This is a genomic window from Burkholderia sp. GW821-FHT14F03 (assembly GCF_058803765.1).
Genome location: NZ_JBXAPG010000018.1, coordinates 25,453 through 37,226, shown reverse-complemented (window position 1 = coordinate 37,226; position 11,774 = coordinate 25,453). Strand labels below are relative to the sequence as shown.

Genomic DNA, 11,774 nt, shown 5'->3' with positions numbered 1-11,774 from the left:
GCACGGCACGGCACGGCACGGCACGGCACGGCACGGCACGGCACGGCACGGCACGGCACGGCACGGCACGGCACGGCACGGCACGGCACGGCACGGCACGGCACGGCACGGCAACGGCACCAACCCTTATGCGCATAAAGTCGTGGTCTTCTTCAAAGGGAGGCGCTATCCCCCAATCCCGTCGCGTGGGGCCGATCGATGCCCAAACTTGCCGGTACAAGCGACGAACCAGGATGGAATTGACGGGCACGAAAGTCCTTTCCTGAAGTCACCTCTACCCCTTTCCTTATGCGCATAAAGTTCGGATTGCCACGCATTTCCATGCGGCCCGAAGCACTCACCCCCTCCCCATCATCAAACGCACACTGTCCGCCTTCCTCCATCGCAGCCGCCACGCCTGGGGCGCGATGGCTACAATAGCCCGGTCACCATCCATCAGTCCCTGCCCGACCCATGACCACGATCTTTCACAACCCCCGATGCTCGAAGTCCCGCGAAACCCTGGCGCTGCTCGAGACGCTCAACCCCGCGGGCGAGCCGATCGATATCGTCGAATACCTGAAGCAGCCGCCCACCGTCGAGCAACTCGCTGCACTCCATCAGCAACTCGGCCGCCCAGTGCGCGACATGATCCGCGACAACGAAGCGCCCTATCAGGAACTCGGGCTCGGCGACGCCAGCATTCCGGATGCGCGTCTGCTCGCGGCGATTGCCGAGCATCCGGTCCTGCTGCAACGCCCGATCGTCGTCTACCAGGGCAAGGCCGCGATTGGCCGCCCGCCGGAAGACGTGAAATCGCTATTCGAGTAATTTTTTAAAGAAGAAATATTGCAATTAAGCGGCGCGCGCCCGCGCCGCTCCTCTCACGCGCCGCGCCGCGCGTGGGCCCCGCTCCTCCCCCACCATCGGGAAGGACCACGCGGCCGCACCGAGGCGTTGACGCCGGCTTTCCCGTTCCGTCAGAGGTTTCCGTGCCGTCTGCCCTGCTTGCTCCCCTGCCGTGGTCCCCACACGATTCGCAGCTGATCGTCGCCTGTCTGGTCGGTCTCGCGATCATCATCGTGTTCATCAGCGCGCTGAAACTCGCGCCGTTCCTGTCGATCTTGGTCGGCACGTTCGCCGCCGGCTTCGTCGCGGGCCTGCCGCTCGAGGGCGTCGCGGGTGCGTTCAGCAAGGGCGCCGGCGCGTTGCTCGGCGACGTCGGCATCATCATCGCCCTGGGGGCGATGCTCGGCGCGTTGATGGCCGATTCCGGCGCGGCCGATCGCCTCGCCGGCACGATCCTCGACCATGCGAGCCCGCGCACGCTGCCGTGGCTCATGGCGCTCGTCGCATTGATCATCGGGCTGCCGCTGTTCTTCGAAGTCGGCCTCGTCATGATGGTGCCGATCATCTTCGTGATGGCACGGCGCGCACAGCAGCCGATCATGCGGATCGCGATTCCCGCGCTGGCCGGCATGACGACACTGCACGCGCTGCTGCCGCCGCATCCCGGTCCGCTGATCGCGGTGAGCGCGCTCCATGCGGATCTCGGCATCACGATCGGGCTCGGATTGATCGTCGCGCTGCCGGCCGTCGTACTGGCGGGGCCACTGTACGGTTCGTGGCTCGCGAAGCGGATGCCGGTGACGGAGCCTGCCGAGATGGCCCGCGTCTTTGCCTCCGCGCGTCCCGACGAGGCGCTGCCCGGTTTCGCGATCTCGCTCGTCACGATCCTCCTGCCGGCGCTATTGATGCTGGGCCGCACGGTCGCGAAGCTGTGGCTCGCGCCGCACACGCATGCGTACGCGATCCTCGATTTCCTCGGCGAGCCGCTGATCGCGCTGGGGCTGACCGTGCTGTTCGCGATTGTCGCGTTGGGTTGGGCGCGCGGGACGCCACGCGAGCGGGTCGGCGCGACGCTGCGCAAGAGCCTGCCGCCGATCGCTGCGCTGCTGCTGACGATCGGCGCGGGCGGCGGCCTCAAGCAGACGCTCGTCCTGGCCGGGATCAGCGGCACGATCGGCAAGATCGCGCTCGGCGCGCATGTCCCGCTATTGCTGCTGGCGTGGCTGATCGCGGTCGCGCTGCGTCAGGCGACGGGCTCGGCGACAGTGGCGACCACCACCACGGCCGGCATCGTCGCGCCTCTGGTCGCGGGGCTGAGCGCGCCGCACGACGCACTACTCGCGCTTGCGATCGGCGCGGGCTCGGTGTTTTTCTGCCACGTCAACGACGCCGGTTTCTGGATGGTGCGCGAATACTTCGGTCTCGATCTCAAGCAGACCGTGATGACCTGGTCGGTATTGCAGACGATCGTGTCGGTGGTCGGGCTCGTTCTGACGCTCGCGCTGTGGAGCGTGTTCAGCTGAGATCGGCAAGGTCGCGTCCGCGTCGAGCCTGGTGGGCCGGGCGCGCCGGCCAGTTATGTACGCGAGCACTTCAGTGAACTCGACCGCCTGTTGCAGTCCACACATGGAATTGGCCCGGTATCCAGCGCCTGCCTGATCGCGGAACTGCCCGAATGGGGCAAGCTCAGTCGCCGTCAAATTGCAGCCCTCGTTGGCGTTGCTCCCGTCGCCTGCGATTCCGGCTTACGTAATGGGCGACGACGGGTTCAAGGTGGCCGCTTCGCGATCCGTCGCGTGCTGTACATGGCCACGTTGACCGCGACACGCCACAACCCCGCCATCAGAGCCTTCTATCAACGCCTGAAGGCCGCCGGCAAACGGCCCAAGGTCGCGATCGTTGCCTGCATGCGCAAGCTCCTGACCATGCTCAATGCCATGGTCAAAACCAACCCACCTTGGGACGATTCACTTCATCGGGCTTGACTCGGAAGACGGTTACTCAGTCCCCCTCCCCCGTCTCCCTTCCGCTCGCGACACGCACCGCCCGGCGCAGCAGCGCGATCTGCCGTCGATAGTTGCGACATCCGCTGCAACTCGGCAGATGCACGCGCACGCGCCACTGCTCGCCCGTGGTCAGCGCGCGGTCGAGTCCGTCCGACAGCAGACGGGTGATGTCCTTACATTTCCCCAGCAGCATCTTCGGTTGTCAGGCCTTTTTCGGTGAGGCAGGTACGCAGGCGGGTCCGCGCGCGATACAGCAGCACGCTGCAATGGTTTGCGGTCAGCGCCAGCTCGCCGCAGATGTCCTCGATCTCGAAGCCGAGGAACTCGCGCATCATGAAAACGCGCCCGATCTGCTCGGGCAGGTGGTCGAGGCACGCATCGAACAGCGTCCAGAACTGCCGCTGCTGGAGCAAGGTCTCCGGGCGGGGCCACGGCCGCGGCTTCGCGTGCGGGCTCCAGTGGCCGTTGTCCTTGAACAGCTCGCGGTCGAACAGCGATTCGATTTCCAGCTCCGCTTCGAGCGCCGACGCGTTGATGGTCCGTCGCCGCATCCGCATCGTGTCGATCAGCTTGTTGCGCAGGATTCCGAAGACCCAGGTCTTGTGGGCCGATTGCCCTTCGAAACGGTCGGCCTGGCTCCAGGCGGCGGCGAGCGCCTCCTGCACGGCGTCTTCGGCCGCGTCGGCGTCGCGCAATTGAAGGCGCGCGAATCGCAGCAGGTCGCGGCGCAGTTGCGCGAGATAGGTCGGGTTGTCGTGCGCGGCGCGCGCGGGTTGCATCGAATGCGATCCTGTTCCAAGTGAATCTCGCCCGCGCGTTCCGCACGGGCCAGCCGCAAGGTTACCCGCCCGACCGGTGCGCACGCAAACGCGCGTCGGCATCTTTCGTCGGGATTTCAAACAAGCGGTTTATGCTGGCGATGCGTTCGCCGCTCCGGACACAGTCGGGACACGGAAACGACATCCCGTCGACATGGATGTAACTGCCCTGCATGTTTCCAAAGTTATCCACAGTTTCTGTGGAAAACTTTGTGGAAAGTCGGTCCCAATCGCCCGTGCAGCAGGACTCAAGCTGGCCTGCTTACAAATGGGCTGTGGATGACGGATTGCGAACGAATCCTACGTATTGACAACCAGGCGGAAGGAGAAAGCCATGACGTATCGAATTGCAGTAGTGGTCGGCAGCTTGCGGCGCGAATCGATCAACCGGGCGCTCGCGCATGCGGTGATCTCGCTCGCGCCGGACGATTTCACCTTCGAATTCGCCGACATCGGCGCCCTGCCGCTGTACAGCCAGGACTACGACGCCGACTTCCCGGAACCCGCCCGCCGTTTCAAACAGCAGATCGAGGCCGCGCAGGGCCTGCTGTTCGTCACGCCCGAATACAACCGCTCGGTGCCGGGCGTGCTGAAGAACGCGCTTGACTGGGGTTCGCGCCCGTACGGCGGCAATGTCTGGGCGGGCAAGCCGGGAGCGGTGCTGGGCACGTCGCCGGGGGCGACCGGCACGGCGCTGTCGCAGCAGCATCTGCGCAACGTGCTTGCCTATCTCGACGTCGCGACGCTCGCGCAGCCCGAGATGTTCATCAAGCACGATGCCGCGCGCATCGATGCACAGGGCAACATCGTCAGCGACGATACGCGCCAGTTCCTGCAGCGCTTCGTCGATCGCTACGCCGACTGGGTGCGGCGCCACGCGAGCGTGTAAGCATGTCAACGCGCAAGCGCGGCGGACCTTACTGCCCGGGCCCCGCGAGGCGGGCGTCGCGCGCCTCGCGGATCGTCAGCAGCAGACTGTCGAGCAGCGTGATGTCGAACGGCTTCGACAGCACGCGCGCATTGACGCGGCGCGTGCGGTCGAGTTCTTCCGCATAGCCGGTCACGAGGATCACGGGCAGCTTCAGCGGCCCGTGTTCGATCGTTTCCGCGAGGTCGATGCCGTTGAGCTTGCCCGGCATGTGGATGTCGGAGATCACGAGGTCGAACGCGCCGGGCGCGCCCGGATCGTCGCCGGGCTCGTGCAGGAGCTGCAGCGCGTCGTCGGCGTTCGCGGCATAGGCGACCTCGTGGCCGAGCATTTGCAGCAGCGCCTCGGTGCCCGCCGCCACCTCGCCGTTGTCTTCCACCAGCAGGATCCGCAGGCCGTCGGGCGGCGGTCCGGCGGGATGAGCGTCGGCGGCGTCGGCCGCGATCACCGCGCGCGGCATCTCGCCGGCGCGGGCGCGCGGCAGGTACAGGCGCACCGAGGTGCCCGCGCCGATCGCGCTGTCGATGGTCGCGAGGCCGCCCGAGCGTTCGGAGAACGCGAACACCTGCGGCAGGCCGAGCCCGGTGCCCATGCCTTTCGCCTTGGTCGTGAAGAGCGGCTCGAACGCGCGCGCGAGCACGTCGGGCGGCATCCCCGCGCCGGTGTCGTCGAGCGCGAGCTGGACGAAGTCGCCCGTCAGCGGGAAGCCGTCCTCGCGGCGGAACGAGATGTTGTGCGCGCGGATCGTGAAGCAGCCGCCGTGCGGCATCGCATCGCGCGCGTTGACGGCGAGGTTGATCACGGCCAGCTCCAACTCGGCCATGTCGACGTGGATCGGCCACAGGTCGGACGGCGTCTCGACGACGAGCGATGATTTCGAGCCGAGCGAGGTCTTGAGCAACTCGCGGCACGCGGCGAGCCACTGCGCGACGTCGATCGTCTCGCTGCGCAGCGGCTGCTTGCGGGCCACGCCGAGCAGCTGGCGCGTCAGCGACTGGCCGTTCTTCAGCGCGCGCTCGATCGCCGCGAGTTCGGTGTCGAGGTGCTGGACCCCGCGCCGCCGTGCGATCTGCACGTTGCTCGAGATGATCATCAGCAGGTTGTTGAAGTCGTGCGCGACGCTGCCGACCAGGTTGCCGAGCGCTTCCATCTTGCGCGACTGGCGGTACGCCGACTCGATCGAGCGGCGCATCGACGCCTCGGCCTGCCAGCGTTCCCAGGCCTCCTCCTCGGCGCGCAGGCGCTTGAGCGACAGCCAGATCACGCTCCACAGCGCGATCGACGGCACGAACATCGACAGGAACAGCACGCTCAGGTGCTGATACCACTCGCGCCAGATCGCCGAGGTGCGATAGGCGCACGACACGAGCACGGGATAGCTGCCGACCCGCCGGTACGCGACGATCTCGCTGTCGCCGTCGTGGTTCACGCGCACCACGCCCGCGCGCGGATCGCCGGCGTCGTCACCGCTCGCGGCCGCCGGCGCGTTCGCGCCGGCCGGCAACGGTGGATAGGAGGCGAGCACCGCGCCATCGGTGCGCGTGAGCGCCATCGTCATCGGCGCGTTCGCGCCGCCGAGCAGGTCGCGGTAGAACGCGCTGAAGTAGGACGACTTCAACGCGATCGACACCATCCCGGCGAAGGTGCCGTCGCTATGCCGCCGCGCGACGCCGGTATTGAACACGGGCGGCCCCTTGAGCCGCAGGGGGCCCGGCATGACCCGCGAGATGTGCTCGATCACCTTGCCGTCGCGGATCCCGACGAAATCGTCGCGGTCCGCGATCGACGCGTAAGGCGCGGGGTAGTACAGGCTGTTCGCGAGCAGCATGCCGCTCGCGCCGAAGATCGACACCGACGCGACCTGCGGATAGCCTCCGCCGATGGTATTGAGCGCGTCATGGATATCGGCCTCCTGGTGGCGGACGGCCGTATCATCGAGGTCCTGCACCAGGTCGACGATCCGCGCGTCGAGCGTTTCGCTGAGGTCGAACACCTTGAGCGCGTGTTCCTCCGCCACGCGCACGGTGCGCATCGTCACGTCGCGCGCGGTGGCTTCCCGCGTGCGCAGGTCGTTGTAAGCCATCACCGCCACGTACAGGGACGGCAGCACGACGGCCGCCACGAGCAGCACGATCAGCGTGATGCGCCGCATCGCGAAGTCGTGCTCCGGCGCGGCGGACGGATAAGGTGCGTCTTCCTGCCAGTCCGGATCGGCGGGAGGGCGGGTGGTGTCGGGCCGTTCGGGCATCATCGGCTAAGGCGGGGGCGGAAGAACCGGCTGTCATCATAAACGAGTTGCGAGGCGGCGCCGTCCGCCGTCCGCATTCGTGCATACACGCATTTTCCCTCGATTCGCTGTCGCACATGAAATCAGCGACGAATTCAAAAGCGCAAACGTGCGCAATAGAATAATTTGCGTACTTATCCCAAAAATAATTCAAGGCTTTCCCGGAAATGTTTTCAGGGGGATCAATTCTGTTCTAAAGCCGAAAAATGGCGAGTTGCAACGCGCGGTGTTTACTCCGAGAATCGCGCTTCGCTTTCCTTTGCGGTGGGCGCGCCCGCGATGCCGGGGGCGCCGGGAGCGGGCGCCGGACAGGGAGGGACGCGCGAGGCGCGGGCTGGTCCCGGGTGCGCCGCGCGGCGGACAAATGTCGTGTCAATCGCGTGATCTTTTTGCGTTAAGTCTAAAGAAGCGCGGTAAGCCGTCGTTAACGCGAGACAGACAACTCCGTTTACCGCCAGCCTGCCATGCCTTTGCCGATTGTGATTGCCGACGATTCCCTGCTTGCGCGCAAGCTGTTGACGAAGGCACTGCCGGGGGGCTGGGACGTTGACATCACCTATGCGTCGAACGGCCATGAGGCGCTGGCGTTGTATCGCGACGGCAAGGCTTCCGTGATGTTCCTCGACCTCACGATGCCCGACATGAGCGGTTATCAGGTGCTCGAGACGCTGCGTCACGAAGATCTCAACACCTTCGTGATCGTCGTTTCCGCCGATATCCAGCCGATGGCGCAGGCACGTGTTCGCGAGCTGGGTGCGGTGGCGTTCGTCGCCAAGCCCGTCACCTCGGAGGCACTGTTGCCCATTCTCAAGGAGTATGGGTTGTATGCCTGACACGCTGCTGACGGCGGAGCAACGCGACGCGTTGCAGGAGATCGCCAATCTCGCGATGGGCCGGGCGGCCGCGCGCCTCGCGCTGCTGCTCGGCACCTTCATCGAACTGTCGGTGCCGCGGGTGCGCGTCGTCAAGGCGGCGGAGGCGGGCCGCACGCTGCGCGACATGACCGGCATCCACGAGAACATCACCGCGGTGCGCCAGGGCTTCCGTTCGGACATCAAGGGCGAGGCGCTCGTGCTGTGCCGCAGCGCGGGGCTCGGGCAGCTAGTCTCGCTCGTGGACGGCGCCTACACCGACACCGAATGCGAGACCATCACGCAGGCCGAACTCGTGTTCGACGTCGCCAACGTGCTGATGGGCGCCTGCGTGTCGTCGATCCTCGACGAACTCGGGCGCACGCCGGTGTTTTCGCCGCCCGGGCTGCTCGGCGCCGATATCGCGCTCGACGATGTGTTCCAGCCCGCGGTGCTCGCGTGGAGCGTCGCGCTGCTGCTTGAAGTCAATTTCGGGCTCGAGGACGACGGTTTCCGCGCCCATTTCGTGATGCTGATGGCGGAGGATTCGATCCGCCAGATGAGCGACGCCCTCGATACCCTGCTGTCAAGCTTATGAACCCTACCTCGTCTTCGTTGAGCGACCTCGTGATCGAGCGGGTCAGCTTCGGTATTTTCGTGCTCGACCGCGACATGAAGGTCCTCATGTGGAACCGGTTCATGCACGATCACAGCGGCGTGGCCGCCGAGGACGTGATCGGGCGGCGGCTCTTCGACTGCTTCCCGGAACTGCCGCGCACCTGGCTGTCGCGCAAGCTCGAGAGCGTGTTCCAGCTCGGCAGCTTCGCGTTCAGCTCCTGGGAGCAGCGGCCCTACCTGTTCCGCTTCGATCATGACCGGCCGATCACGGGCGGCGTCGACTTCATGCAGCAGGACTGCACCTTCATGCCGATCACGCGCGGCCGCGAGGTGGAGGCCGTGTGCGTGACGATCTCCGACGTGACCCACGTGAGCGTGATGCAGCGCGAGCGCGAGGAGGCGGTCGCGAAACTGCAGGAATACGCGAATCGCGACGGCCTCACGGGCATCGCGAACCGGCGCTTCTTCGAGGCCCGCCTGCGTGACGAATTCGCGCGCTGGCAGCGTTACGGCGGCAGCTTGTCGGTGCTGCTGTTCGATCTCGATCACTTCAAGACCATCAACGACCGCTTCGGCCACGTGGTCGGCGACAACGTGCTGCGCGTGATGGCGCGCCGCGTCGCCGAGGTGGTGCGCGGGCAGGACACCTTCGGGCGCTTCGGCGGCGAGGAATTCGCGCTGCTGCTGCCCTGCACCGGGCTCGACGAGGCGATGCACGTCGCCGAGAAGATCCGCCAGACGATCGGCAGCACGCCGATCGACGTCGAGGGCGTGCGCGTGCCGGTGACGGCGAGCGTCGGCGGCGCGGCCGCGCACGCGGGCGCCGGGACCTACGAGGTGCTGATCAACGAAGCGGACGCGGCGCTCTATCGCGCGAAGCGGCAGGGGCGCAACTGCTCGGTCGCGTTCGGCTGACGCCGCCGCGACCGCGTCTTCCTGCCCGGTTCAGCTGCGCGCGATGTCCGCGAGCAGGTTCGCGAGCGTGTCCGGCTGCGACAGGAACGGCAGGTGGCTGCTGTCCAGCGTGTGCGCGTGGGTGCGGTTGTCCGGCGTGAACGCATCGGCCTCGGCGATGAAGCGCTGCTGCAGCGCCGGCAGCAACACGCGATCCTGGCTGCACCGGATGTAGTGGCGTTCGATCGCCCCCCAGCGTTCGCGGGTCGTCGCGATCGGCGTCGCGAACGGCGCGGCGGGCACGTCGCAGCTCAGCAGCGCGCACGCGGCCTCGAATGCGGCGTCGCCGGCATCGGCGCACAGCGCCGCCTTCGCGTTGGCCAGGTAGGCGGCGTCGCCGCTGCGCGGATCCATCCGCAGCGCGCCCACGGCGCGCGGGCTCGCGAGCATCAGCGCGCCGAGCCCTTCCCCCTTGTTTTCCGGCGCGCGCACGTAGTCGAGTCCGGCCACGCCCGAGGCGGGCATGAAGGCGGCGAGGTAGACCAGCTTCGCGATCTTCTCGGGCGCGCGCTCGGCGGCGGCCGTGATCGCAATGCCGCCCATGCTGTGCCCGACCAGCACGACTTGCCGATGGCCGAGCGCGCACATCTGGTCGATGGTCTCCAGCACCTGCCGCGCATAGTCGTCGAGCGTGGTGGCCGCGACCGGCGACGGTTCGCTCGCGAACGCGGCGGTGTCGAGCGGGCGGTTCAGGAAGGCGCGCGGAAAGCGCGCGTTGAGACCATGCGCGGGCAGGTCGCGCGCGAGCGTCGCGTGGCCGCGCGCGGCCAGCGTCGGCTGCACGCGTTCATAGCTCCAAGCGCCGTGCCATGCGCCGTGCACGAGCACGACGGGCAGCGCGGCGGCATGCGGGACGGGACGCGCGGAAGCGGGGTCGCGGGATTCGATGGACAAGCGGTGTCTCCTGAAGGATGGACGATCTGCGTCGGTTTCGCGTTATCTTATTAAGTAAATAGTCAGACCCCAAGTTCGATGTGCCCGGTTGGACGACGGCCGCTGCCCCGGGTTTGTCTCATGCAAGCGACAAATCGTTTGTTCCGATTCTCATACCGCGACGATGGCAGTAATTTGCTGCTTTCGCCCCTTGATCGCGCCCCATGAACCTCGACTACTTGTTCTACCTGCGCCCCGCCAAGCCCGGCCCCTACACGCTCGACGACCTGGGCGATGCGCCGCCGCCGATCGGCGCGGCCGACGCGGTGCGCGAGCAGATCGGCCGGCATTTCGCGCGGCTCGACTGGTGCGAGTCGAACGACGTGCCGGGCGCGTGGTTCGGGACCGGCGGCCCGCATCCGGTGTTCCAGTTCACGGTCGAGCCGGACGGCCAGGTCACGAGCTTCATGGGTTCGCGGCTCGAACGGCGGCAGATGCTGACGCTGGCGCGCGGCATGGGGCTGATCGCACTCGAACTGCAGGGCGACATCGTGTTCGCGTGACGCGCGGCGGCCCGTGCGACAAGGCGATTCGAGCGGCAGCGGGTCTTAAAGATTGCTATACTTTCGGCCATTTCCGGCTTCCAGCCGGTAATTTGTGCCTGTCTGCGCCTATCGTTCGCATATCTCGCACGCATTTTCCATCCCCAGCCGGGCATGGCTTCTTCAATCGCCCCCGGGGCGCCCTAGCGGAGCTCGTCTTGGCCGTTTCCAATCCCGTCGTGGACGATACCGAAACCGACGCCGCTGCCGTCACATCGAGCAGCTCTTTCTACCTGGCGATGCGCATCCTGCCCGCCGCGCAGCGCGACGCGATGTATCAGATCTACGCGTTCTGCCGCGCGGTCGACGACATCGCCGACGAGGGCGGCCCGCGCCCCGAACGCGCCGCGGGCCTCGATCGCTGGCGCGCGGACATCGACGCCTGCTTCGCCGGCTCGCCGCGCGCCTCGCTCGTGCCGCTCACGCGCGAGATCCAGGCGTTCAACCTGCAGCGCGCCGATTTCCACGACATGATCGACGGCATGGCGATGGACGCCGCCGAGGATATCTGCGCCCCCGACGAAGCGACGCTCGACCTCTACTGCGACCGCGTCGCGAGTTCGGCGGGCCGCTTGTCGGTGAGGGTTTTCGGGATGCAGGAGGAGCCGGGCCGGCTGCTCGCGCATCACCTGGGCCGCGCGCTGCAACTGACCAACATCCTGCGCGACATCGACGCCGACGCCGAGATCGACCGCTGCTACCTGCCGCGCGAGTTGCTGGCGCGCGAGGGGATCGCGGTCACGGATCCGCGCACGATCGCGCGTGATCCGGCGCTGCCGCGCGTGTGCGCGACGCTCGCCGAACGCGCGCTGCAGCACTTCGCGCAGGCCGACGCGGTGATGGATGCCACGCCGCGCGCGCTGGTCAAGGCGCCGCGCATCATGTCGGGCGCCTATCGCTGCATCCTCGACGCCGCGCGCGCGCGGGGCTTCGCGCCGCCGCGCGCGCCGCTGCGCAAGCCGCGCGCGAAGATGTTGCTGATCGCGGCGCGTTACGCGCTGTTCTGAGC

General features: G+C 67.1%; 12 protein-coding genes and 1 pseudogene. 9 read left to right on the top strand and 4 right to left on the bottom strand.

Annotated features, from left to right (window positions below):
- Window positions 1-453: 453 nt before the first annotated feature.
- The 3 genes and pseudogenes from arsC to AC1RQF_RS14250 form a co-directional block, all read left to right on the top strand.
- Window positions 454-810, top strand: a complete 357-nt coding sequence (arsC, locus tag AC1RQF_RS14260; protein ID WP_273997178.1) for an arsenate reductase (glutaredoxin) — start codon at window positions 454-456, stop codon at window positions 808-810.
- A 161-nt stretch (window positions 811-971) separates the two neighbouring features.
- The gene (locus tag AC1RQF_RS14255; protein WP_273997179.1) at window positions 972-2,351 is read left to right on the top strand and encodes a GntT/GntP/DsdX family permease; all 1,380 of its coding nucleotides are present in this window, start codon (window positions 972-974) and stop codon (window positions 2,349-2,351) included.
- 51 nt (window positions 2,352-2,402) lie between these two features.
- A pseudogene (locus AC1RQF_RS14250) lies at window positions 2,403-2,813 on the top strand (transposase); the annotation flags it as partial.
- A 16-nt stretch (window positions 2,814-2,829) separates the two neighbouring features.
- On the opposite strand, the gene AC1RQF_RS14245 reads toward AC1RQF_RS14250, so the two are convergent.
- A complete protein-coding gene (locus AC1RQF_RS14245) occupies window positions 2,830-3,027 on the bottom strand; it encodes a zf-HC2 domain-containing protein (RefSeq protein WP_273997180.1) in 198 nt (65 codons plus the stop codon).
- The gene (locus AC1RQF_RS14240) at window positions 3,008-3,613 is read right to left on the bottom strand and encodes an RNA polymerase factor sigma-70 (protein ID WP_273997181.1); all 606 of its coding nucleotides are present in this window, start codon (window positions 3,611-3,613) and stop codon (window positions 3,008-3,010) included. Before AC1RQF_RS14240 ends, AC1RQF_RS14245 begins: the two co-directional genes overlap by 20 nt.
- Window positions 3,614-3,986: 373 nt before the next feature.
- On the opposite strand from AC1RQF_RS14240, the gene AC1RQF_RS14235 reads away from it, so the two are divergent.
- Window positions 3,987-4,541, top strand: a complete 555-nt coding sequence (locus AC1RQF_RS14235) for an NADPH-dependent FMN reductase (RefSeq protein WP_273997182.1) — start codon at window positions 3,987-3,989, stop codon at window positions 4,539-4,541.
- Between the two features lie 28 nt (window positions 4,542-4,569).
- Here AC1RQF_RS14235 and AC1RQF_RS14230 read toward each other — a convergent pair whose 3' ends face one another.
- Complete coding sequence (locus AC1RQF_RS14230) at window positions 4,570-6,831, bottom strand: hybrid sensor histidine kinase/response regulator (RefSeq protein WP_273997183.1); 2,262 nt, start codon at window positions 6,829-6,831, stop codon at window positions 4,570-4,572.
- Between the two features lie 500 nt (window positions 6,832-7,331).
- On the opposite strand from AC1RQF_RS14230, the gene AC1RQF_RS14225 reads away from it, so the two are divergent.
- Genes AC1RQF_RS14225 through AC1RQF_RS14215 form a run of 3 tightly spaced genes read left to right on the top strand, consistent with a single transcriptional unit; the run spans window position 7,332 to window position 9,251 of the window.
- Window positions 7,332-7,700 (top strand): response regulator, encoded by a 369-nt coding sequence (locus tag AC1RQF_RS14225; protein ID WP_252982696.1) that lies wholly within the window; start codon window positions 7,332-7,334, stop codon window positions 7,698-7,700.
- Window positions 7,693-8,316 (top strand): chemotaxis protein CheC, encoded by a 624-nt coding sequence (locus AC1RQF_RS14220; RefSeq protein ID WP_273997184.1) that lies wholly within the window; start codon window positions 7,693-7,695, stop codon window positions 8,314-8,316. Before AC1RQF_RS14225 ends, AC1RQF_RS14220 begins: the two co-directional genes overlap by 8 nt.
- Window positions 8,313-9,251, top strand: coding sequence for a GGDEF domain-containing protein (locus AC1RQF_RS14215; RefSeq protein ID WP_252982695.1), 939 nt, complete (start codon window positions 8,313-8,315; stop codon window positions 9,249-9,251). The genes AC1RQF_RS14220 and AC1RQF_RS14215 overlap by 4 nt, the downstream gene beginning before the upstream one ends.
- A gap of 30 nt (window positions 9,252-9,281) precedes the next feature.
- Here the strand turns inward: AC1RQF_RS14215 and AC1RQF_RS14210 are convergent, their stop codons facing one another.
- Window positions 9,282-10,184, bottom strand: coding sequence for an alpha/beta fold hydrolase (locus tag AC1RQF_RS14210; RefSeq protein ID WP_443111469.1), 903 nt, complete (start codon window positions 10,182-10,184; stop codon window positions 9,282-9,284).
- A 203-nt stretch (window positions 10,185-10,387) separates the two neighbouring features.
- On the opposite strand from AC1RQF_RS14210, the gene AC1RQF_RS14205 reads away from it, so the two are divergent.
- Together AC1RQF_RS14205 and hpnD are read left to right on the top strand one after the other, a co-directional pair.
- Window positions 10,388-10,726 carry a hypothetical protein gene (locus AC1RQF_RS14205; protein WP_273997185.1) on the top strand — a complete coding sequence of 113 codons (339 nt, stop codon included), beginning with the start codon at window positions 10,388-10,390 and terminating at the stop codon, window positions 10,724-10,726.
- 197 nt (window positions 10,727-10,923) lie between these two features.
- Window positions 10,924-11,772: a presqualene diphosphate synthase HpnD gene (gene hpnD, locus AC1RQF_RS14200; protein ID WP_273997186.1), complete on the top strand. Its 849-nt coding sequence runs from the start codon at window positions 10,924-10,926 to the stop codon at window positions 11,770-11,772.
- Window positions 11,773-11,774 lie beyond the last annotated feature (2 nt).

Bases quoted from the DNA above. Each gene is read 5' to 3' on its own strand.
- AC1RQF_RS14215 (WP_252982695.1), top strand. From the start codon at position 8,313: ATGAACCCTACCTCGTCTTCGTTGAGCGACCTCGTGATCGAGCGGGTC.
- AC1RQF_RS14205 (WP_273997185.1), top strand. From the start codon at position 10,388: ATGAACCTCGACTACTTGTTCTACCTGCGCCCCGCCAAGCCCGGCCCC.
- AC1RQF_RS14245 (WP_273997180.1), bottom strand. From the start codon at position 3,027: ATGCTGCTGGGGAAATGTAAGGACATCACCCGTCTGCTGTCGGACGGA.
- arsC (WP_273997178.1), top strand. From the start codon at position 454: ATGACCACGATCTTTCACAACCCCCGATGCTCGAAGTCCCGCGAAACC.
- AC1RQF_RS14240 (WP_273997181.1), bottom strand. From the start codon at position 3,613: ATGCAACCCGCGCGCGCCGCGCACGACAACCCGACCTATCTCGCGCAA.
- AC1RQF_RS14220 (WP_273997184.1), top strand. From the start codon at position 7,693: ATGCCTGACACGCTGCTGACGGCGGAGCAACGCGACGCGTTGCAGGAG.
- AC1RQF_RS14225 (WP_252982696.1), top strand. From the start codon at position 7,332: ATGCCTTTGCCGATTGTGATTGCCGACGATTCCCTGCTTGCGCGCAAG.
- AC1RQF_RS14230 (WP_273997183.1), bottom strand. From the start codon at position 6,831: ATGATGCCCGAACGGCCCGACACCACCCGCCCTCCCGCCGATCCGGAC.
- AC1RQF_RS14235 (WP_273997182.1), top strand. From the start codon at position 3,987: ATGACGTATCGAATTGCAGTAGTGGTCGGCAGCTTGCGGCGCGAATCG.